The organism is Candidatus Falkowbacteria bacterium, from assembly GCA_026396835.1.
Taxonomy (GTDB): domain Bacteria; phylum Patescibacteriota; class Patescibacteriia; order Patescibacteriales; family Patescibacteriaceae; genus Patescibacterium.
In genome coordinates, this window is the sequence record JAPLWA010000003.1 from 52802 (window position 1) to 73448 (window position 20647).

Here is a 20647-nt window from a genome sequence, read left to right on the forward strand (position 1 = left end):
GAACCGGCTTTTGTATTTATAAAAACAGTTTTAACTATTGTGAAACGCTCAATGATTTATAAATTGCATCAGCGGCCACAGCACCTTCGCCGCAAGCTGTTACAATTTGATGAAAATTATTTGAAGCGTTAGTTGAATCACCAGCCGCATAAACACCAGGAATATTAGTCGACATATCAGCTTTAACTAAAATATAACCAAGCGCATCAGTTTCTCCGCCCATGACTTTAAATAATTCAGTTTGTGGTACTAAACCAATTTCTACAAACATTCCATCAACGGCTAAGACATTAGAGCCATTATATTCTTTATCAAGCTCTAAGGCTTCAAGCTTTTCTTGACCAACTAAATTAACGACATTGGTATTATTAATAATAGTAACATTAGGACGCTTAGCTAATTCTTCACGCCAAAGTGGCTCACCCTTTAAAGCTTCCCCACGAACTATTACAAAAACTTTTTCAGCCACATCAGCTAAATACAAAGCAGCAGAAATTACAGAGTTACCGCCACCAACCATGGCGACGCGGCGTCCTTGATAAAATAGCCCATCACAAGTTGCGCAGTAACCAACCCCTTTGCCTAGTAAATCATTTTCACGTGCTACACCAAGATGACGATGCTTTGTACCAGAAGTGAATAAAACTTTTTTAGCACTCAAAGACTTACCACTTTTAGTTTTAATCAAGAAGCCATTATCTTGCTTGGCAACTTCAACAACTGTATCGCCCATTATCTCAGCCCCCAATTCTTTAACATGGGCTGACATTTTATTGGTTAGTTCAAAACCAGTAATTCCAGGATCACCTGGCCAGTTATGAATTTTGTGAGCTTCGGTTGTAGTACCACCTAAAATGTCGCCAATTAATAAATTCTTCATCTTATAGCGTGAAGCATAAATTGAGGCTGTCAAACCAGCTGCACCAGAACCAATAATAATTAAATCATAATCGTATGTCATATATTTTTATTTACGGTATTTACTGTCCTTATGTAAGGTACCTTTTTTTAAACGCTCATCAAGCTTTTTAAGATTTAATTTAGCAACATCTTCTAGATCAAAATTAAAGTCTCTCGACAACATAGCAACATACCAAAGCACATCGCCTAATTCATCTTTTAAGGCCTTTCTATATTCAGGCGTAATCTTGCCTTTATGATTACGAAAAATCTTTTTTACCAAATCAAGCACTTCGCCAGATTCTCCGGCTAAGCCAAGCGCTGGATAAACATAACGCTTTGAAATCGTTGGATACTTCGCAGTCAGCGCTGCTTTTTTTTGATACTCATTTAACTTCATAATATTTTTTACTTTTTATAAAAAGAAATTGCTTGAGTGACCTCTTCTCTTATTCCATTGATGCATTCATATTCTTTTATTTCCTCTTCATTAACCCAGGCATAATCATCAAAGGCGCCTTCTTCAATTTTTACTTCACCACTTTTATAACAAAGCGTTAATTTAATCATCATAACAGGAACACCGTCGGGCCGAATGTAAGCGACACTATTAATATACTTTAGCTGACCAGCTACTTCTAGATTACATTCTTCCTTTATTTCGCGAATTAACAAGTTTTCTAAAGCATTTTCAAAATCAAAAACATCACCATTCATTCTAGTAGGCTTGCTTATATCTAAGTCATCCCAATCTAATTTACCACCAGGAACACAATATTTTCCGGGATGAACTTTCTCGGTATTACAGCGCTTTAAGATAAGACAACGACCATCGCTTTCTCTATAAACAACAGCGTTGGCAACAAAGTAAAATAGTTTATCTTGTTTGGCTTTTTCTAGGCTAATTTTGTCTGCTTTCATAAATAATATGTTTTGACATCATATAATAAATCGTACCTTTGAGCAATATGATTAGAAGCACAATTTAGCCATTGACTTTTGCAATAAAAGATGTTATATTGCGATATAAAATAAAAAGAGAGGGTGCACGTTGAAACAAAAAATAATAATCGTTCTAGGCAGGAACTGGAAAGAGTATCCTGAACTAAGTCAGGAAAGTAAAATAATAGCTACGGCCACTGTTATAATCATGAATCAGTTCAAAGATACCATGGTTATAATCTCTGGCGGCAAAACAGCTGGCTTAGATAATTTATCGGAAGCAAGAGCAATAAGAGATTTCATGATTAAAGAATCTCCAGGTGTAAACATTGATTTAATAATATTAGAGGAAGAATCAATCGACACTTTTGCAAATGCTGAAAAGATTTTGAAGCTTTTAAAAAATGAATTAATTAATACCGCGGATAAAGAACTGTGGTTAATGACGTCAAAGGTCCACTTAAAAAGAGCGACCATGATATTTAATAAATTTTTTAAAATAAACAAACCTGTTGCTGCCGAGGAAATAATAGTAGAACATCTTAAAAAAGAAAAAAATTATTTTCAAATTAGCAAAATTGAAATAATTAAAGAATTTATTTTAAGATTAATTACTACAATCGATAGGCAAGGTAAATTTTTAAGAAAATTAACAAAAGTTATTAGAAAATGAAAGCAGACCACTTAACCGTTGTTTGCTTTTTTATTTAAGAGAGCCATTGCATAAAATAAAAACAGACTCAAAAGTCTGTTTTTATTTTCTAGTAGTCCCAAGGGGAATCGAACCCCTATTACCAGGATGAAAACCTGGCGTCCTAACCGTTAGACGATGGGACCAAATATATTAAATTTTTAACAACCATTATTTAAGGATGCCCGCCAGAGGCGGGTCCGCCTTTGGCGGAAAAACCTGGCGTCTCGCCCGAAGGGCGACCAACCTTTGGTTGGCTAATCTTAGACTTGCCCTTCCGTAGCTCGCAAAGCGAAGGAGGGCGATGGGACCATGAGTCAATAATCTCTATAATTAAAGAAAATTAAGATCAAAATCTAGTATAATAATGAAAAGCAATATTGTCAAGCACTGATTTACCTTGACACTAGCCCATATTTACCGTAGATTGAAAGATTGATTTTACAGATCTAGGGTTTAATTTTACATGAAAACAAACGAACAACAAATTTTCGAAACTATTGATAAGGCCAAAAGGATACTAATCGTCTTTGGTCGCAATTGGTCTGGCGACGCCGTGGCTTCTGCTTTGGCGCTTCGTTTGTGGCTTGGAAAGAATAATAAAGAAGTAGAAGTAGCGGCAGAAAAACCAACTGCAAGCTCTAGCTATTCTTTCTTACCGGGCTTTTCTTTAATTAAACCTGATTTAGAAAACCTCAGAAAATTCATTATTTCTCTAAATATTAGTAATGCTAAAGTTAGTCAGATTGAATATCAGGTTGATGAAGCTAAACTTGATTTTATTATTTCACCTAAAGATGGTTTTTTCAAAAATCAAGATATTTCATCTCATTCCAGTGGCTTCAAATATGATTTAATTATTAGCTTAGCCACAGCCGACTTTGAATCACTCGGTTCAATCTATGATCATGATACGGAATTCTTTTTTGAAACTACAGTTATTAATATTGATAACCAAGCAGCTAATGATAACTACGGGCAAATCAATTTAGTTAATGTTAACGCAGTTGCTACTGCAGAAATACTTTATAGCTTGTTTGAACAAAAAGATATTAAACTTGATGGCGATATTGCTACTTGTTTATTGACTGGTTTAATCACGGCGACGAAAAGCTTTAAGACAGCTAACATAACTCCGCGCACCCTAAACATTGCTTCAGAATTAATTAGCCGTGACGGACGCCGGGAAGAAATTATTAATGCACTTTATCGCTCACGCCAACTTAATGTTCTAAAGCTCTGGGGACTTGTCTTAACCAATCTACAAAGCACGCTCGACAATAAAGTTGTTTGGTCAACTATAAAAGCTGAGGACTTTAATACGACAGAAACTAAGCCTGAAAACTTAGCTGATGTAATTGAAGAATTAATTGTTAATATGCCTCAAGCTCAGGTTATTGTTCTAAGCTATGAAACAGAACAAACTGACAGCGAAGTAAAGACCGTTAAAGCCATAATCCATAGTGTTAAAAACATTGATGCCTTATATCTAGCGCAACCTTTTATGGCCGAAGGCACAAAAACATCAGCCTTGGTTTCTTTTAATATGCCTTTGAATGAAGCCAACGAAAACCTTATAAAATCTATTGAAGGCAAAATAAAACTGTTAGAATCATAAATTCCGAGACAATATCTTGAAAAAAGATAAGGCTTATGGTATCTTAGTCTAAGTTAAGACCGCTTAGCTCAGTTGGTTAGAGCGCTACATTGACATTGTAGAGGTCAGTGGTTCGAGTCCACTAGTGGTCACAAGAACAATTTTATAATTTTTAATTTTATAATTTTATAATTAATTTTTAATGTTTTAGTTTTTAGTTTAAAAATTAAAAATTTAAAGCATTAACTAAAAATTAAAAACTACAAAATTATAAAATTCTACTCGCACCCGTAGCTCAGCTGGTTAGAGCATCGAGCTTATACCTCGAGGGTCCTTGGTTCGAGTCCAAGCGGGTGTACAAAAATTAATAACCTAATTTATATTCTATGGAGGGAATAGAGTATTTAGTAGCATTAAGTCACTTTGAACACTTTGGCCCTAGACGGCTAAAGTTTTTATTTAATTATTTTGGTTCTTGGCAAAAAGCTTGGGAAGCAAATAGCAAAGACTTAATTGCTAGCGGCGTCAAAGAAAGTAATGTTAATTTGTTACTTGATCATCGCGCCAAAATTAAACCGGACGAACTACTAAAAAATATTTTAGACGAGGGTATTAAACTACTGACACTAGATGATTCTTTGTATCCACCATTGTTAAGAGAAATTTATGCTCCGCCGCCACTAATTTATTATCAAGGAGAATTAAATAAAAAATTATTTTTAGCACCACTCGCAATTGTTGGCACGCGCAAAGCAACGAGTTATGGTCAACATGCTACTGAAAAAATAATTAGCGAATTAGCCGCTTCAAATATTACAATAGTTAGTGGTCTAGCATTGGGGATTGATACTTTAGCGCATCAACTGGCACTAGAAAATAATTTAGCGACTGTCGCTTGGCTTGGTTGCGGCGTCGATCAAGTTTATCCTCGAGCCAATAAAAATTTAGCACAAAAAATCATTAACAATGGTGGTGCAATTATGTCTGAATTCCCGCCCAAGACTGAACCACACAAAAGCAACTTTCCACGCCGCAATCGTTTAATCGCTGGTACTTGTTTTGCTACTTTAGTAATTGAGGCAGCTGAAAAATCAGGCGCATTAATTACAGCTCGCTATGCTTTAGAGGAAAACCGGGAAGTTATGGCTATTCCTGGACCAATTTATAATGACAGCTCTATTGGTACAAACAATCTATTAAAGTCTGGCGCTAAGCCTATAACTGAGGCTAATGACATTATTAGCGGATTAAATCTAGCTAACATAGATATAGAAGCGGACAGTCAAAAGTCATTAAACAGCAATGATAATGATGAAAAAATTATTGAATTATTAAAAGCTGGACCGCAACATATTGATCTAATCGCCAAAGAGACAAAACTTGACATCAATGTGATAAACAGTAGACTGACTATTATGGAAATAAAGGGCTTAGTCAAAAATTTAGGAAACATGCAGTATATTAGGAATAAGCCAATGAAAATTAATAAAACTACACATGAAGCTAGTAATCGTCGAGTCGCCGACTAAAGCGAAAACAATTTCAAAATTTTTAGGCAAGGGGTTCATGGTTGAATCTTCTTTTGGTCATATCCGCGATTTACCGAAGTCTGATATTGGTATTGATATTGAACATGACTTTAAACCACGTTATGTTATTCCTACCAAAGCCAAAAAAACTGTTACTAAATTAAAGAAAGCAGCCGAGAAAGCTGATGAAATTATTCTAGCAAGCGATGAAGACCGCGAAGGAGAAGCGATTGCTTGGCATTTGGCCGAAGCACTAAAGATTCCGGCGGATAAAATTTCTCGTATTGTTTTTCACGAAATTACTAAAGAAGCAATTCAACACGCTTTAGAAACACCGCGTCAAATTGATCAAAATTTAGTTGACGCTCAACAAGCTCGTCGTGTACTTGATCGTTTGGTTGGTTACGAGCTCTCCCCTTTCTTATGGAAAAAAGTCGCGCGCGGTTTATCAGCCGGACGCGTTCAATCAGTCGCTCTAAAAATAATTGTTGATCGCGAAAAAGAAATTGACAGTTTTGAAACTCAAGAATACTGGAGTATTACTGCTCAACTCATAACTAAACAAAAAGAAAAGTTTAATGCTGAATTAGTTAAGTTCGATAATAAGTCACTTGATAAGCTAGCCATTAAAAATAAAGAAGAGACTGAAGACTTTGTTAGCAAATTAAAACAAGCTGATTTTATAGTTGAAAGCCTAGAAAAGAAACGAACTAATAAATCAGCGCCTGCTCCATTTATAACTTCAAGTTTACAACAGGCAGCTAACCGAACTTTAGGTTTTTCAGCCAAGCAAACCATGATGTTAGCTCAGCAGTTATACGAAGGTATTGAGTTGGGCTCTGAAGGCAGCGTTGGTTTGATTACTTACATGAGAACTGACTCACTAAATCTAAGTGAGAATTTTTTGAATGAAGCACGCGAACATTTAATTGAATCATTAGGCAAAGAATACGCGCTTGATAAGCCACGTCATTTTAAAACTAAAGCCAAAGGCGCTCAAGAAGCGCACGAAGCAATTCGTCCCAGCTCTGCGCTTAGAACGCCGGAAAGCATTAAAGATTCATTAGCGCCTAATCAATTCAAGCTATATAAACTTATTTGGCAAAGAGCAATCTGCAGCCAAATGCCAGAAGCACAACTTGATCAAACTGCGATTAACATTAAAGCTGACAAAGGCGAATTCAAAACCACTGGTCAGACCATTGTCTTCCCTGGTTGGTTAAAGCTATCACCGGAAAAAAGCCAAGAAACAATTTTGCCTGAAGTTAGCGAAAAAGAAAAATTAGAATTGGAAGATCTAATATCAGAACAACATTTTACTAAAGCGCCAGCCCGTTACAGCGATGCTACTTTAGTTAAAGAATTAGAAAAGCACGGCATTGGTCGCCCTTCGACTTATGCTCCAACCATTTCTACAATTGAAGCGCGTAATTACGTTACACGCGATGAACATAAAAGATTAAAACCAACCGACATTGCTAAAATTGTCATTGATTTACTAGCTGAACATTTTAAAAATATTGTCGATGTTACTTTTACAGCTAAAATGGAAAATGATCTTGATGAAATTGCTGACGGAAAAATATTATGGCAGCCAATCGTGTCTCAGTTCTATGGTCCCTTTCATGAGAACCTACAAACTAAATATGAACTAATTAAAAAAACCGATATTATGCCAGAACAAACAACCGAGGAAAAGTGCGATAAGTGTGGTTCGCCTATGTTAGTCAAAACTGGTCGCTTTGGACCATTTTTAGCTTGCAGTAACTTTCCTGAGTGCCGCAATATTAAATCCATGAATAAAGATGCGACACCTGAACAAAGTGAAAAACTTAATGCTTTGAATGAACAATTCAAAGATGAAGTTTGTTCAAAGTGCGGTTCAAAAATGGTAGTTAAGAATGGTCGCTTTGGTCCTTTCTTGGCTTGTAGTTCTTACCCAAAATGTAAGAATATAAAAAATATCGTTGATCCAAACGCCGAAGTTATTAAATGTCCAGTTTGTAAAGAAGGTCACATTATCCAAAAGCGAAGTCGCCGCGGAATCTTCTGGGCCTGTGACCAATACCCTGATTGTAAAACAGCTTTTAACAGTAAGCCGACTGGTGATAAATGTCCTGATTGCGGCGAGCCACTAGTTGAAGGCAAAGATGGCCCACGTTGTTCAGGCAAAGGCTGCGATTACGGAAAATAGTCTGAACCACAGATACCACAGATTAATTGATTAACACAGATAAAACCCTCTATCAAAAGGGTTTTATTTTTATACTTACTTGTATTTATTTACTCTCATGTTAGAATAAGCTCATATGAAAGAAAAACTTGAGCTAGAAAGTGACCCACAATTATTTAAAGGGGAAATTAGAGAAAACCCTAAAAAAGGTAAAATTATTGTTTTAGCTGGTTACCATTATAATGAAAAATTTTTTGGACAATTTTTAAAAAAAGCCTTTGAAGAAAATATAAAGGATCCTGGCCAACATGTAGATTTTCTAGTTTTAGAAAAAAGTGATGTGGCGGGTGGTGATATAGCACCTCTCTCAGAAAAGGAAATGGATGAATATGTTAATAAAAATGGCGGATGGGAAAAATACGAGGCTTTAGTAGATATACATTGTGATAAATATTTAGATAGCGACGATGATGATATGGTTAGAGTTAGCATGGGTCCAAACTACAAACAGGAAGAAGTTAAAAAAGAATTATCAGCTATATCTCGAGGTCAGGGTGAAGATATTAAGATAACTGATAAGTTTCATTTTCAACTAAGCAAAAAAGAACGCGATCAAGTTATTAAAGATAACTATGATACTTTTGGCAAAGAAATAGAAAAATTTGATATGACAAGAGACAGAGAAATGCCAGTTTTAAAACTCGACCCACGAATTGCTAACTTTCAAGATGAAATAAATAATTATTTAAAGGGTGAGCCAATAACTTCTCCAGAATTAATAAAACTGGTTAATTCAGAAATTGCTATATTAACAAAATTCTCTAATTTAGTATTGGATAATGAATAAGGATAGTCAGAACCACGGATTACGCAGATTTTATGATATGCACAGATGGTTTTGAATCAAACAGACCCAAATAATATAAACAAATAAAAACTCTCCAAAAGAGAGTTTTTATTATCTGTATCAATCAGTTCATCTGTGGTATCTGTGGTTCAGACAATTTGGCGAGGATACAATAAAAAGTCAAAAGCCGTCTACTTTCGTAAACGGCTTTGTGCTATTTAATTTTATGTGACTCTATACGACCTCTGAAAACCAATAAGTTTTATGTTTTATTGAATACTCAGATAACGGAACAATAATCACTGAAAATCTATGATTAATATTCAAGGTTACTAAACCGATGATACGCCTCAAATTTTCTACATGGTTCATCGCAACCTTCATATCAAGTATTGAATTAAATTCATAATCCTCAATAGCTTCGTGACGAGGCTTATTAGATTCAGCTTTATCAGTTATGGATTTCAGAACTCTTTCAAAAGCATTTTTCTCTTCTTTATAATCGAATTCTATAATCAATTGATCATTATCAAATGTTTTTGGAAATATTTTATATGACATTATATTCCCTCCAACATCAATCTCCAAGCCAAGATAAATCTTTTAATTAAAGATAATTTATGATCAGCCATCATACCCCTGAGAATATCAAAAGCATTTTGCTTTTTTTGCACATTTTCATAAGATATAATTGGAGCGATTGTGCCAGCCTGTAGTTTTTGAAGAAGAATTTTCATTTCTTTAATACCTGCCCATGAATTTGTTTCGAGCTTTACACACGCATATCTACTTTGATCAGAATCTGTAACTTCAACAGTTACCTTACCGTATCGATAGACTCCTCTCAAACGATACTTCGCATAAGAAATAAATTTTATTTCAGTAGCTTTAATAAAAAAAGCTCTGATTAATTTACTTTTATTTATAAAGACCTCTTCATCAAGAGTAGATGAATCAATATAAGGCGCTAATTCAGGACTATGAATCATTTTTCCTTCAAGAAAAGGTACTCCACCTTCGCTTAGCTTTATCTGATTATTTAATAAACCAAAACAATCAGATTCTTCATTTAAATACATTCTCATTTTTAAAGAACCTTTCTGTATACTTTCCGGTCGTTAGCAGGATTATTCCTACAATACGCCTTTGATATATACTTCATAGCCAGAACACTACAATATTATTGGCAATTTGTCAATAGCTATAATTTATTAGCTAAATTCACACTTTTTCGAATAATATTGACAAAATATAACTATTATGGTAGTTTTCGATATTAAATGCTCTTTAAATACGCTGCTATTATTTGCATATTATTAGGTTATCCCTGCTTCTTTAAGGAAGTTGAGACAACTTAATAATTTTCAAATAACTTAGTCAAAAAATGGACAATAACGAAGAAAAGAAACCGAAGGAAGATGACCCGGTTTCAATCGAAGGTAGAAAAGGTAAAATTAAGATTTGTGGTAGAAAATTTTTTAATGTACCAGGAGAATGCTACATGGTCGTATTTGACGATAAGGAAAACTATCCGCCATGGCAATGGACTACAGACAAAATCATGGTTGTGCTCTAAAAAGAGCCAAAAACAAAAGCCGTTGAACGAGATTCAACGGCTTTTTTATATTCAGAATGTAATTTACTTAGCGCCAAAAAATTTAGTTGTTTTATCTACTAAAGTTTTAGGCATAGTAACAACTCTTTGTTTGTTCTTAAAAAAACTCGGCGTCCTAAAAGCAGGACTGCCGGTTCTTTTGCAGACTTTAGTTCGGCTTTGGCCCTTCATAAACTAGGGACGCATGATGGCAAACATGTAAGAAGCTGTCTGAGCCCAGATTAACCAAGCAACAAGAAAGCCAATTACGAAGCTAGCCAAGGAAGACATGAAGCTTCGGCTCACTTTCCAAGTGATGAAGCGACTGTCGGACTTTGTTTTCTTCATAAATTTGTTTATTGAATATAGCTATATTATAGAGTATAATGACAAACGAATTACTTTGCAATACTTATGGAAAATTTATTTATCATTATCCTCGTTATAGCCGCACTCCTAGTTGGAGCTTTGCTTATAATAATTATAACACTTCTTAAAAAAAGTGGTCAAAGCACTGAGTCAGGCGCTTTAATGGAAAGACTAGCTAACTTGAGTGAACAGAGCAAAGAAATGAAGCAAGTACTTGATAACAAGCTTTCGGAAACTCACACTGTTACTCGTCAGCAGTTTAGCGAATCATCTCAACTCATAAAAGAGGTTACTGAGAAGTTAACCAAGCTTGATGAAACCAATCGTCAGGTTATTAACTTTTCTTCACAGCTACAAAGCTTACAAGATATTTTAAAAAATCCTAAACAGCGCGGCGTTCTTGGCGAATACTACCTAGAGACATTACTAAAGAATGTCATGCCGCCCGGTAGTTACCAAATGCAATATGCTTTTAAGAACAAAACCATTGTTGATGCGGTTGTGTTTGTAAAAGATAAAATTATTCCAATTGATTCTAAGTTCTCTTTAGAAAATTATAATCGTATTATTGAAGCCGTCGACCAAACTGAACGTGAACGTTACGAAAAGATATTTCTAAACGACTTAAAAAACAGAATTGTTGAAACTTCAAAATACATTCAGCCTGAGCAAGGCACTATGGAGTTTGCTTTTATGTTTATTCCTCATGAAGCAATTTATTATGATTTGTTAATTAACAAAATCGGAGCGATTAACGAAGAAACTGAAAACTTAATTCAACGCGCGGCTTCTAAATATAAAGTTATTATTGTTTCACCAACTTCTTTCTTAGCTTACCTACAAACTGTTTTACAGGGCTTGCGCGCCATGCAGATCGAAGAGAGTGCCAAATCAATTATTGTTTCCGTTGGTAAATTAAGCCAACATCTTGGAACTTATGAAACTTACTTAACTAAACTCGGCAGCAGTCTAGGCACAACGGTTAATCATTTTAATACGGCTCATAAAGAATTTGTTAAAATCGATAAAGACGTAACTAAAATCTCTGGCCAAGCTGCCAGTGTTGAACCAATAACTTTGAATCGTCCAACTCTAGACGAAGGAGAATAGTATGGAAAATGACCAGCTAAATAAAGCATTGATTACTGTAGCTGCTCGTTTTGATTTGTTTAATTACCCATTAACTGATTTTGAGATTTGGCAATTCTTGCCTATTAAAACTTCCTACGAAACTGTAAAAAATAACTTATCCGTCGCTAATTTATCATCAGCTGACGGACTTTTCTTTTTGCGGGATCGCCAAGAGATAATTAATGTCAGACAAACTCGCTACCGCGAAGCTGATAAAAAAATTAAGATTATACAACATCGCCTAAAATTTATCTCCTGGTTGCCGGGGATAAAATTAATTTGTTTAGCAAATGTTATTGGTCCAAATAACATAAAGCCTGAAACAGATATTGATTTATTTATTATTACTAAAAGTAATCGAGTTTGGTTAGTAAAATTACTGGCAACTATAATCTTAAAAATACTAGCTTTAAGACCAACTGAAAAATCGGTTAAAAATAAATTATGTCTTAGTTTTTTGGTTGATGAAACGGCCCTAGATTTAAGTAACTGTCGACAAGGAAATGATGATTGGTATTTTACATATTGGTTAGCTGGTTTAATGCCTTTATTTGGTTCTAAAGAAACATACCTTGCCCTAATAAAAGCTAACGGTTGGTTAAACAATGAACTACCAAATTGGCAAAGCAGCGCAGCAGTGCCATTAAAACGTTTTAAAGAAAAAGCTTCAAATAACAAATCATCTGCTTTCGGAAATTTTCTAGAAAAATTAAGCCATAAAATTCATTTAATTTTAATGAATTCTGCCTTACGACAAACAAATAATCAAACTAATGGCGTGATAATAAATGACCATATTCTAAAATTGCATACGACTGATCGCCGTGAATATTTTTTTGCTGCGGCTAATGAAAAAATAAACAAGTTATTAATATAATTTTATGTTGGCAAATCTAAAGAAAATTCAAACTTGGCTTTTAATAATTTTTCTCTTTACTTTGCCTTGGCAGACTAGATGGATTATTAATGCCGGAACAATTGGTAAAGATTACTGGGAATATGGCACAATCAGTCTTTATGCCAGCGACATTTTATTGTTCATCATTATAATCTTACAACTTCTTAATCGACGCTTAGAAAAATTAAAAAATGATATTAGTACTGATAATCTTTTATTATTAGTGATCTCAATTTTTACCTTAGCGGCAAACATATATTTTAGTTTGAACAAAGGACTTAGTTTATTTCACGCTGCTTGGATAATACTTGCTTTGGGTTTATTTATTGTCCTGCGCCAGGATATTATCACGCGCTCAGCTGCGTTATTGAGTTTCGTGTCCGGTGCCGCCGTCGTAGCTTTGCTTGGTTCCTGGCAATTCATTAGCCAGACTGCTCCAGCCGTAACTTGGCTTGGTTTAGCTCAACATAGCTCCGGTGATTTAGGGGCTTCGGTTATTGAAACAATGGCTCCTGATGGCGTAATTGAGCGCTGGCTGAGAGCTTACGGCTCGCTTGATCATCCAAACATGCTTGGCGGTCTAGCTGCTCTAGCTATCTTTTTTTGCTTATACTTAATTTTCAAAACAGAACCAAAAAATAAAAAAGGGGTTATTATCATTGCAGCTTTCATTTTCTTAACCGCTGGCTTGATTGGATCTTTTTCTCGCACTGCTTTAATTGCAACTGGATTAGCCGTAATAATTTATTTTATCTTTGCCATAAAAACTGGTTTCATGGCCACAATTAAAAAAGCTATTCCCCTATTTATTATTGGAATAATCATCAGCGCTTTATTCGCCTTACCATACTATTATATTTTCTTGCCAAGATTATCAGCTAACACTCGTTTAGAACAACTATCAACCAGTGAAAGAATTGCTGGCTACAAAGAATCATTGCCAATCATAAAACAACATTTAGTAATTGGCTCAGGCCTTGGGACTTATGGCTTAGCCTTAAAAGACAAAGATCCTAAACAACTAGTTTGGTATTACCAACCAATTCATGACCTATATCTTTTAATCTTAGCTGAAGCCGGCATACTGGGAGCCTTGTTATGGCTATGGTTTATGCTTAAAAATATAATTTCAGCTTGGAAAAAATTCCCTGAAGATCGTTTTATTATCAGCGGCACAATTATTGTTCTATTGTGCATAGGCTTATTTGATCATTGGCTAATGAGTCTTCATTTTGGTTTGTTGTTCAGCGCCGCGGCGTTGGGCCTGACTTTACGAAAATAAGGGTTTTGACATAGATTAGCTGGCACGCTACACTGTTTTTATATAATAAAAGTATGGCAAAAACGAATGATAACAAAATAATGGAAGCAATTACCTCGCTTTGTAAACGCCGCGGTTTTGTTTTCCCTTCCTCTGAAATCTATGATGGCTTTACAGCGGTTTATGATTTCGGTCCTTACGGTGTTGAGTTAGCTAACAATATTAAGAAAGAATGGTGGAAGGCCATGGTTCAATTACATGACAATATCGTTGGTCTTGATTCAGCAATTTTCATGAGTCCTAAAATCTGGGAAGCCTCCGGTCATGTTAAAGGTTTCTCTGATCCATTAACAGAATGTCGCAAATGCCACGCCCGCTTAAGATTAGATACGCTTTTAGAAGAAGCTGGAATTTTTGCTGACGAAAAAATGTCAGAAGAAGAAATTAATAAAATATTTGAAGACAACAAAGCAAAAATTAAATGCCCAAATTGTGGTGAAAAAGATTTTACTCCCGGAAAGAATTTTAATTTACTTGTTCAATCCAATCTTGGTAATTTTACTGGTGACTGGACTAAAGAACCGGTTTATTTACGCGGTGAAACTTGCCAAGGTATTTATGTTAACTTTAAAAATGTTTTAGACACTGCTCGAGTAAAAATTCCTTTTGGTATTGCTCAGGTCGGCAAAGCTTTTCGTAATGAAATAACGGCTAGACAATTTATTTTTAGAACTCGCGAATTTGAACAAATGGAAATGCAGTACTTCGTAAAACCGGGCGATGACATGAAGTATTATGAAGAATGGCGTGCTGAACGTTGGAAGTTCTATCTTGATCTTGGTATATCTGAAAAAAATCTGAACTGGCACAAACACGAGAACTTAGTTTTCTATGCTAAAGAAGCTTATGACATTGAATATAATTTTCCCTTTGGGTTCAAAGAGCTTGAAGGAGTTCATGCTCGTGGTGATTACGACTTAACTCAGCACAGCAAACATTCTAATCAGGATTTAAGCTATCTAGATCAAACTACTAACGAGAAGTACATGCCGCATATTGTAGAAACTTCGGCTGGTGTTGGTAGAACTTTTTTGGCTGTATTGTGCGAAGCTTATAATGAAGAAAAAACTGGCGACGATGAAGAAGGAACACGAATCGTCTTAAAGCTATCACCAAAACTTGCCCCTGTTAAAATTGCTATTTTCCCATTATTGAAAAATAAACCTGATTTAGTTAGTAAGGCTCGAGAAATATTTAATGAACTTAAACAAACTTGGCGCTGCGAATTTGATGACAATGGAAATGTTGGCAAACGTTATCGCAGACAAGATGAAATCGGTACGCCTTTCTGTGTTACAATTGACTTTGATACTCTAGAGAACGGCGACGTTACCGTGCGTGATCGCGACACGATGAAGCAAGAAAGAATCAAGATCACTGAATTACAAAATTTCTTTTCAGGAAACCTTTAATTACTCGCAAAAAATATATGTATAAAATAAAAACTACGAAGAGTGGCTTGAATTTAGTAACCATTCCAATGGCTGGCGCAAAAACAACAGCCATTTTAATAATCATGGCAACTGGTTCAAAACATGAAACAAGAAGTACAAGTGGTTTATCACACTTTCTAGAACACATGTTCTTTAAGGGAACAAAAAGCCGACCAGACACTTTAATGATATCTTCTGAATTGGATAGTTTAGGTGGCGAATACAATGCTTTTACTGATAAAGAATATACTGGATTTTGGGTAAAGACAGCTGCTAATCAAATTGTTCCAGCGATCAACGTTTTATCAGACATGCTGTTAAATTCTAAATTTGATCAGACAGAAATTAAGCGTGAAAGCGGTGTTATTACCGAAGAGGTTAATATGTATCTTGATAACCCAATGATGCATATTGAAGATGTTTTTGAAGAATGTTTATACGGTGACACACCAGCTGGCTGGAGTGTTATCGGCACTAAAGCAAATATTGCTCGCTTTAATCGCCAAGATTTTATTAAGTACTTTAAGAGTCAATATAAAACTAGAAGTACTTTTGTTTGTCTAGCTGGAAAGTTGCCAAAAAATCCAGAGAAATTATTAGAAAAAACATTTGTAAGTTTTAGCCGAGGCGTGGCTAAGAAAAAAATAGTTACCAAAGAGAAGCAATTAAAACCAGCGGTCAATCTTGAGTATAAAAAAACTGACCAAGCTCACTTTTCTCTCGGCGTCCGAACAGTGCCTTATGGTGCCAAAGAAGAAGCGGCCCTAAAAGTTTTAGGCACAATTTTAGGCGGACCAATGAGTTCTCGTTTGTTTATCAATCTACGTGAAAGAAACGGACTCTGCTACTATGTTAAAACTCAAAACATGAACTGGAGCGATACTGGTTATTTAACAACTCGCGCTGGTGTTACAGTTGATAAAATAACTAAAGCTATTCAGATTATACTTGGCGAATATAAAAAAATGGCCACTGAGCTTATTACTGAAAAAGAATTAATTCGCGTTAAACAATTTATTGCTGGAAGAATTTTACTTGGTCTGGAAAGCCCTGATGATGTCGCTAGCTGGTACGCTATGCAATTAGTTTTGAATCATCAGCAACCTAAAAAGAAAAAGCCAATTACTCCGGAAGAATTCTTAACCGCTATTAAAAAGATTACTCGTGAAGATGTTCAAAAACTAGCGCAAAGAATCTTTATTCCGAAAAATCTTAATCTGGCAATTATCGGACCATATAAAGATAAAAAAGTTTTTGAAAAGCTGTTGAAATAAATCCAAGACAAGTTTTACCCTACCCCCAACCCCTCCCCGCTTAATTCATATTTCTATTCAAATCATTCCGGTCTATCATCAGGCCCTACCCCCAACCCCTCCCCGCTTACGCGGAGAGGGGTGTCTTTTATTCAAATAAACACGGTTATGTCTTATAAGAATAAAATTATTTTAGCTCGTGAATTTCGTTCTAACCCGACTAAAGCTGAAAGTATAATGTGGCAAATATTAAAAGACGAGTATCTACTAAATTATAAATTCCGACGTCAGTATGTAATAGCGGGATATATTCTAGATTTCTATTGTCAAAGCTTAAAACTAGGAATTGAAGTTGATGGAGGAATTCATAACATACCCAAAAATATGAATGCTGACATTAAACGACAACAAATTATTAAACAGTATGGGGTTGAAATTATAAGAATCACTAATGAAGAAATTATATCTACTCCAATATTAGTGTTTCAGAAATTAAGAAATCATATCGAATCAATTATTCAAAACTATTTTCTATAATTTCCCTTGCCCGCGCCCGCGCGGGAAAGGGCTAGGGATAGGGCAAACGAAGATAAAAAAGTTTTTGAAAAACTGCTGAAATAAATAGAAAACCCCTGGCATTCCTGTCAGGGGTTTTTAATATAATTCTTATTTCTAGTTTTTTACTACCTCGGTTTTTCTAAACATTAAATGTAAAAACCTTGGAATAAATAAACAAAGAGCACATAATATTACATATACTACCAAGTAAACTGAATTAAACCCAGTCAGATTTTCTCTCAAGGTTAATAGAGAGATAAGGGGGAATAAAACAGATAATCCAATTAACACCAAATACGAACCTACGTATGAGTAGTTTTCATCTATACTTTTATTTTTCTTCCAATAAATCGCTGATAGCCCGACCAAACATAAAATAGATACAAGTAATGTTAAGACTGAACTTCTAGAAATAGTTGCGGCAAGAACCGGCGCGAAGGCTACATTAAAAGTTACTGCAGCTTTTAATACCTTTTCTTTTGCTAGAAAAAATCCTAGAATAAACAGGAACAAGCCAGGTAGATAAACCATAAAGAAGGAAGAGCTTAAATCTACTTCCTCCCTTAAGAACGCCTCATTGGGAGTTAACTTTTCGATTTTATTATAGTCTGTGGCTCTATAGTGCGAGCTATGATTATAAATCTTTACTATAAGCCCATAAGAAAAGCCACTTACCTCATCAGCCGATTCAACTGATCTCTTAACCATTTGACCGCTGGCTAATTGTTTAATTTCATCAATGGTAAATATTGTATTATCTGGCACTTTATATTCATTAAGCTTTTGGCTTATTATGATTGAATTGCCTTTCTGATAATACAAGGTATCCATCGCCGAAGCAGACTGCATAGAAAAAGCCAATATACTAACAGCAATAATCAATAAGATTTTCATTATAAATCTCCGTTTTAATTAAAAAATAATTTACTTTTTATTACTACTTTATAAACTCAACAGTCAACTTCTTTTTTACAATAACTATAACCGGGTTAGTACCGCCGAAGCCTTCAGTGCCTGCACAAATTATCCTTTTACTGAAAAATTTACCCTCAGTAAAAAAGTGTCTTAATTGAAAAATTAAGCCTTCCAATAAAGTAATTTCTTTTGAAAGAAACACTAAATTATTTTTACTGCGGCCCTTAACCTTAATAGCTATGAGCTGAGTATAATCTTCATCAGCGCTTCTCAGGTTTTTCGATATTTCCTCATCCATATGAGGCGAGACTTCATAACTTTCTGTTTTTTCCTTTAAAGCTCTTGCTGCCTGTAACAGGGTCAATCCTTTTGGGATAAATATCTGTTTGCCACGCAAATTCTCAAAGTACATCTGCTCTGGCTTTACTATTAGATTGAAATAACTTCTATAAAAGTTAATCCAACTTAGTTTTAATCTAATCATTAACTAACTCCTTTAGTTTTATGTTTTACAAAAAATTTATGTATCAATAAATACGTCTTCATCCTTCTCGACAAAGTCACACTTGTAAATGGCACTTAATAAATTTTTAGGAAAATCGATGTGCAGTTTTATTCCTTTAATAAAAGATTGTTTAGAAATTTTATCAGCAATAAGCTCATCTGCTAAATACTTTATGGAGGATTTTACCGACTCAGAGAAATTATTAATTAACTGAAACTCTTTTAATAAATAATCGTTAATTGATCTTTCGTTATTCTCTATAATCTTATTATAAAGTTCTTTAGGATCAGGATCATCGATAAAATAGAACCTAATACGAAATCGAGGAACTAGAACGTAGTTATCAAATTTTATTCTTATTGAATAAGTAAATGACAAACTAAACTTACCTGACTCACAATCTTCCAATCCTTCTACCTCATCTGTTTTTAACGTAATTAAATGAATCTTTCCTTTGCTCAAAACCGGTTCATAAAGATATTTTACAGTACCATCTTCAAAAACAATGATTTGATAAGCACTCTCATCTTTCTCTAAACACCTTGAACTTTCTAGCTGATAACGATTACTTGGCATTGATATATATTTTTTTACTCCGGAACTGACAAAGATGCCATTAATATAGCCGAGTGCTAATAAAACTAAAACTATCACAAAAAAATAAAATATATCATGAGAATAATTAGACACATCTGCTACGCCGAACATACAAAAACCTGCAAATATAGTGCCACCGACACAACACGAAAATAGAAATATAAGTAAAGAAAAAGAATTCTTTACCGAAAACAAATAATAACGCTTTAATAGATCGTCCATAATGACTCCTTTTGTTTTTTAATTAAATAATAGATTAAGCGCTTAAAAACTAGGCGATTAGTCTATTATTTAATTAATTTTAAGGTGTATTTTTCAAAGTTCTTGATTCAATAGATTAGTATATTTACATATTATTGTCAATGCTATATTAGTAACTAAGGAAAAGAGGTCTGTAAAAATACAGGCCTCTCAACTCTTTTCTTTGAAACCTTTTATTCATCTTCGATAATGATTATTTCCGGATTACAAAGTGCTAATTCCGCCTCCTGAATGTTGCTAAGAATAAGCCCAACATCATCAGGCAAGAAAATTTCTTCAATCTTATCAACAAAATAATCAACCGATATTTCTCTTCTGAGAAATTTTTTAGACAAAACTTCTATTGCAGCTGCTTTTGGCTTTCCGAAACTCCTGAACTTTTCTATCAGCAAAGATTCAATTGAATGGGACTTACTATTGTAGCTGAGCGATTGAATTAATTTATGTAACTCTTTCGGGTCAAATGATTTTTCATCCAGTTTAACAGTAGCGGCCATTCTTATATTAAGAGAATAATGGCCAAGAGGTACAATATAACCGAAGTCGATTTCGTAATTAGTACCTGAATCATTATGCCAATTAACTACGTGCTCTTCGCCTTTTCCCCAAATAGGCTTATCAACAAAAACGATTTTTTCTATCGTAGACAATATCTTTTTGTGTTCATGAAATCCAGGAGAGAAACCTCTAAAGCAAGGTTGGGTTATATAATTATTAATCACCCTATGGCAAATCGCAGAATTAATACCCGAAATTAAAGTTGCTATCACAACAGCTAGCACAAATAAATAAAGGATATCAAAGCTTAGGGGGTCTATAACAATCTTGCCAGTCTGAAACAATACACTTTCGATAAATATGACAACCACAATAATTGCTGCCCAAAGAACAATACTATAGTTTTCTGAACTTGCAAAAAACAAGAAATACTTGTTTGATTTCATTTCTTTTTACTCCTTATAAATTTAAGTTAATTAAATAGTAAGTTCTTTACCCAATAATTTCGGTAAAAAATTTACTATTTAATATTTAAGGAGTATTTTTCAAAGATCGTAATCCAGTATATTAGTATTTTTTAGTATTTTTGTCAATACTACTCTAATCAAGCTTTATCGTGCTAAAATAAAGGCACT

General features: G+C 34.5%; 22 protein-coding genes and 3 tRNA genes. 14 read left to right on the forward strand and 11 right to left on the reverse strand.

The annotated features are described in order from the left end of the window. Window positions 1-34: 34 nt before the first annotated feature. From NTY12_00650 to NTY12_00660, 3 genes are read right to left on the reverse strand one after another with little or no spacing between them, the layout of a single operon-like run. Window positions 35-961, reverse strand: a complete 927-nt coding sequence (locus NTY12_00650) for an FAD-dependent oxidoreductase (protein ID MCX6792516.1) — start codon at window positions 959-961, stop codon at window positions 35-37. A gap of 6 nt (window positions 962-967) precedes the next feature. Next, window positions 968-1300: a nucleoside triphosphate pyrophosphohydrolase family protein gene (locus NTY12_00655; protein MCX6792517.1), complete on the reverse strand. Its 333-nt coding sequence runs from the start codon at window positions 1298-1300 to the stop codon at window positions 968-970. An 8-nt stretch (window positions 1301-1308) separates the two neighbouring features. Next, entirely contained in the window at window positions 1309-1821 is a 513-nt protein-coding gene (locus NTY12_00660; protein ID MCX6792518.1) for an NUDIX hydrolase, read from the reverse strand. Between the two features lie 130 nt (window positions 1822-1951). Between NTY12_00660 and NTY12_00665 the strand changes: the two genes are divergently transcribed. Continuing rightward, complete coding sequence (locus NTY12_00665) at window positions 1952-2515, forward strand: YdcF family protein (GenBank protein MCX6792519.1); 564 nt, start codon at window positions 1952-1954, stop codon at window positions 2513-2515. Window positions 2516-2607: 92 nt separating this feature from the next. Here the strand turns inward: NTY12_00665 and NTY12_00670 are convergent. Further along, a tRNA-Glu gene (locus tag NTY12_00670) sits at window positions 2608-2679 on the reverse strand. A 320-nt stretch (window positions 2680-2999) separates the two neighbouring features. On the opposite strand from NTY12_00670, the gene NTY12_00675 reads away from it, so the two are divergent. From NTY12_00675 to NTY12_00700, 6 genes are all read left to right on the forward strand, one after another. Beyond that, window positions 3000-4151 carry a hypothetical protein gene (locus NTY12_00675; GenBank protein MCX6792520.1) on the forward strand — a complete coding sequence of 384 codons (1152 nt, stop codon included), beginning with the start codon at window positions 3000-3002 and terminating at the stop codon, window positions 4149-4151. 57 nt (window positions 4152-4208) lie between these two features. Beyond that, window positions 4209-4282: transfer RNA gene (locus NTY12_00680), tRNA-Val, on the forward strand. A gap of 132 nt (window positions 4283-4414) precedes the next feature. Then, window positions 4415-4488: transfer RNA gene (locus NTY12_00685), tRNA-Ile, on the forward strand. Window positions 4489-4516: 28 nt separating this feature from the next. Beyond that, window positions 4517-5659, forward strand: a complete 1143-nt coding sequence (gene dprA, locus NTY12_00690) for a DNA-processing protein DprA (GenBank protein ID MCX6792521.1) — start codon at window positions 4517-4519, stop codon at window positions 5657-5659. Then, on the forward strand, window positions 5628-7853 hold the full coding sequence (gene topA / locus NTY12_00695; protein MCX6792522.1) for a type I DNA topoisomerase: 2226 nt from the start codon (window positions 5628-5630) through the stop codon (window positions 7851-7853). The genes dprA and topA overlap by 32 nt, the downstream gene beginning before the upstream one ends. Before the next feature lie 115 nt (window positions 7854-7968). Continuing rightward, entirely contained in the window at window positions 7969-8679 is a 711-nt protein-coding gene (locus NTY12_00700; GenBank protein ID MCX6792523.1) for a hypothetical protein, read from the forward strand. Between the two features lie 234 nt (window positions 8680-8913). Here NTY12_00700 and NTY12_00705 read toward each other — a convergent pair whose 3' ends face one another. Together NTY12_00705 and NTY12_00710 are read right to left on the reverse strand one after the other, a co-directional pair. Further along, complete coding sequence (locus NTY12_00705; GenBank protein MCX6792524.1) at window positions 8914-9240, reverse strand: hypothetical protein; 327 nt, start codon at window positions 9238-9240, stop codon at window positions 8914-8916. Further along, window positions 9240-9764 carry a hypothetical protein gene (locus NTY12_00710; protein ID MCX6792525.1) on the reverse strand — a complete coding sequence of 175 codons (525 nt, stop codon included), beginning with the start codon at window positions 9762-9764 and terminating at the stop codon, window positions 9240-9242. Before NTY12_00710 ends, NTY12_00705 begins: the two co-directional genes overlap by 1 nt. Before the next feature lie 299 nt (window positions 9765-10063). Here NTY12_00710 and NTY12_00715 point away from each other — a divergent pair, with 299 nt between their 5' ends. Beyond that, window positions 10064-10255: a hypothetical protein gene (locus NTY12_00715; GenBank protein MCX6792526.1), complete on the forward strand. Its 192-nt coding sequence runs from the start codon at window positions 10064-10066 to the stop codon at window positions 10253-10255. A 63-nt stretch (window positions 10256-10318) separates the two neighbouring features. Here NTY12_00715 and NTY12_00720 read toward each other — a convergent pair whose 3' ends face one another. Continuing rightward, the gene (locus NTY12_00720; GenBank protein MCX6792527.1) at window positions 10319-10465 is read right to left on the reverse strand and encodes a hypothetical protein; all 147 of its coding nucleotides are present in this window, start codon (window positions 10463-10465) and stop codon (window positions 10319-10321) included. Window positions 10466-10687: 222 nt separating this feature from the next. On the opposite strand from NTY12_00720, the gene NTY12_00725 reads away from it, so the two are divergent. The 6 genes from NTY12_00725 to NTY12_00750 all read left to right on the forward strand — a co-directional run bounded on the left by NTY12_00725 (window position 10688) and on the right by NTY12_00750 (window position 17215). Further along, window positions 10688-11752: a DNA recombination protein RmuC gene (locus tag NTY12_00725; protein ID MCX6792528.1), complete on the forward strand. Its 1065-nt coding sequence runs from the start codon at window positions 10688-10690 to the stop codon at window positions 11750-11752. Window position 11753: 1 nt separating this feature from the next. Further along, window positions 11754-12650 (forward strand): hypothetical protein, encoded by an 897-nt coding sequence (locus NTY12_00730; GenBank protein MCX6792529.1) that lies wholly within the window; start codon window positions 11754-11756, stop codon window positions 12648-12650. A 4-nt stretch (window positions 12651-12654) separates the two neighbouring features. Further along, a complete protein-coding gene (locus tag NTY12_00735; protein ID MCX6792530.1) occupies window positions 12655-13953 on the forward strand; it encodes an O-antigen ligase family protein in 1299 nt (432 codons plus the stop codon). Between the two features lie 53 nt (window positions 13954-14006). Then, entirely contained in the window at window positions 14007-15404 is a 1398-nt protein-coding gene (locus NTY12_00740) for a glycine--tRNA ligase (protein MCX6792531.1), read from the forward strand. Between the two features lie 17 nt (window positions 15405-15421). After that, complete coding sequence (locus NTY12_00745; protein ID MCX6792532.1) at window positions 15422-16699, forward strand: pitrilysin family protein; 1278 nt, start codon at window positions 15422-15424, stop codon at window positions 16697-16699. A gap of 147 nt (window positions 16700-16846) precedes the next feature. After that, window positions 16847-17215, forward strand: a complete 369-nt coding sequence (locus NTY12_00750; GenBank protein ID MCX6792533.1) for an endonuclease domain-containing protein — start codon at window positions 16847-16849, stop codon at window positions 17213-17215. Window positions 17216-17350: 135 nt separating this feature from the next. Here NTY12_00750 and NTY12_00755 read toward each other — a convergent pair whose 3' ends face one another. The 4 genes from NTY12_00755 to NTY12_00770 form a co-directional block, all read right to left on the reverse strand. Then, a complete protein-coding gene (locus NTY12_00755; GenBank protein ID MCX6792534.1) occupies window positions 17351-18130 on the reverse strand; it encodes a hypothetical protein in 780 nt (259 codons plus the stop codon). A 43-nt stretch (window positions 18131-18173) separates the two neighbouring features. After that, on the reverse strand, window positions 18174-18635 hold the full coding sequence (locus NTY12_00760; GenBank protein MCX6792535.1) for a hypothetical protein: 462 nt from the start codon (window positions 18633-18635) through the stop codon (window positions 18174-18176). A gap of 36 nt (window positions 18636-18671) precedes the next feature. Next, window positions 18672-19475, reverse strand: a complete 804-nt coding sequence (locus tag NTY12_00765; GenBank protein ID MCX6792536.1) for a hypothetical protein — start codon at window positions 19473-19475, stop codon at window positions 18672-18674. 212 nt (window positions 19476-19687) lie between these two features. Further along, a complete protein-coding gene (locus NTY12_00770) occupies window positions 19688-20458 on the reverse strand; it encodes a hypothetical protein (GenBank protein ID MCX6792537.1) in 771 nt (256 codons plus the stop codon). Window positions 20459-20647: the final 189 nt, after the last annotated feature.

What these genes read in the sequence shown, in the direction of transcription:
- topA (MCX6792522.1), top strand. Translation starts at nt 5,628, where the DNA reads ATGAAGCTAGTAATCGTCGAGTCGCCGACTAAAGCGAAAACAATTTCA.
- NTY12_00705 (MCX6792524.1), bottom strand. Translation starts at nt 9,240, where the DNA reads ATGTCATATAAAATATTTCCAAAAACATTTGATAATGATCAATTGATT.
- NTY12_00755 (MCX6792534.1), bottom strand. Translation starts at nt 18,130, where the DNA reads ATGAAAATCTTATTGATTATTGCTGTTAGTATATTGGCTTTTTCTATG.
- NTY12_00700 (MCX6792523.1), top strand. Translation starts at nt 7,969, where the DNA reads ATGAAAGAAAAACTTGAGCTAGAAAGTGACCCACAATTATTTAAAGGG.
- NTY12_00660 (MCX6792518.1), bottom strand. Translation starts at nt 1,821, where the DNA reads ATGAAAGCAGACAAAATTAGCCTAGAAAAAGCCAAACAAGATAAACTA.
- NTY12_00760 (MCX6792535.1), bottom strand. Translation starts at nt 18,635, where the DNA reads ATGATTAGATTAAAACTAAGTTGGATTAACTTTTATAGAAGTTATTTC.
- NTY12_00740 (MCX6792531.1), top strand. Translation starts at nt 14,007, where the DNA reads ATGGCAAAAACGAATGATAACAAAATAATGGAAGCAATTACCTCGCTT.
- NTY12_00730 (MCX6792529.1), top strand. Translation starts at nt 11,754, where the DNA reads ATGGAAAATGACCAGCTAAATAAAGCATTGATTACTGTAGCTGCTCGT.
- NTY12_00745 (MCX6792532.1), top strand. Translation starts at nt 15,422, where the DNA reads ATGTATAAAATAAAAACTACGAAGAGTGGCTTGAATTTAGTAACCATT.
- NTY12_00655 (MCX6792517.1), bottom strand. Translation starts at nt 1,300, where the DNA reads ATGAAGTTAAATGAGTATCAAAAAAAAGCAGCGCTGACTGCGAAGTAT.
- NTY12_00725 (MCX6792528.1), top strand. Translation starts at nt 10,688, where the DNA reads ATGGAAAATTTATTTATCATTATCCTCGTTATAGCCGCACTCCTAGTT.
- NTY12_00770 (MCX6792537.1), bottom strand. Translation starts at nt 20,458, where the DNA reads ATGAAATCAAACAAGTATTTCTTGTTTTTTGCAAGTTCAGAAAACTAT.
- NTY12_00650 (MCX6792516.1), bottom strand. Translation starts at nt 961, where the DNA reads ATGACATACGATTATGATTTAATTATTATTGGTTCTGGTGCAGCTGGT.
- NTY12_00720 (MCX6792527.1), bottom strand. Translation starts at nt 10,465, where the DNA reads ATGAAGGGCCAAAGCCGAACTAAAGTCTGCAAAAGAACCGGCAGTCCT.
- NTY12_00765 (MCX6792536.1), bottom strand. Translation starts at nt 19,475, where the DNA reads ATGGACGATCTATTAAAGCGTTATTATTTGTTTTCGGTAAAGAATTCT.
- NTY12_00750 (MCX6792533.1), top strand. Translation starts at nt 16,847, where the DNA reads ATGTCTTATAAGAATAAAATTATTTTAGCTCGTGAATTTCGTTCTAAC.
- NTY12_00675 (MCX6792520.1), top strand. Translation starts at nt 3,000, where the DNA reads ATGAAAACAAACGAACAACAAATTTTCGAAACTATTGATAAGGCCAAA.
- NTY12_00710 (MCX6792525.1), bottom strand. Translation starts at nt 9,764, where the DNA reads ATGAGAATGTATTTAAATGAAGAATCTGATTGTTTTGGTTTATTAAAT.
- dprA (MCX6792521.1), top strand. Translation starts at nt 4,517, where the DNA reads ATGGAGGGAATAGAGTATTTAGTAGCATTAAGTCACTTTGAACACTTT.
- NTY12_00735 (MCX6792530.1), top strand. Translation starts at nt 12,655, where the DNA reads ATGTTGGCAAATCTAAAGAAAATTCAAACTTGGCTTTTAATAATTTTT.
- NTY12_00715 (MCX6792526.1), top strand. Translation starts at nt 10,064, where the DNA reads ATGGACAATAACGAAGAAAAGAAACCGAAGGAAGATGACCCGGTTTCA.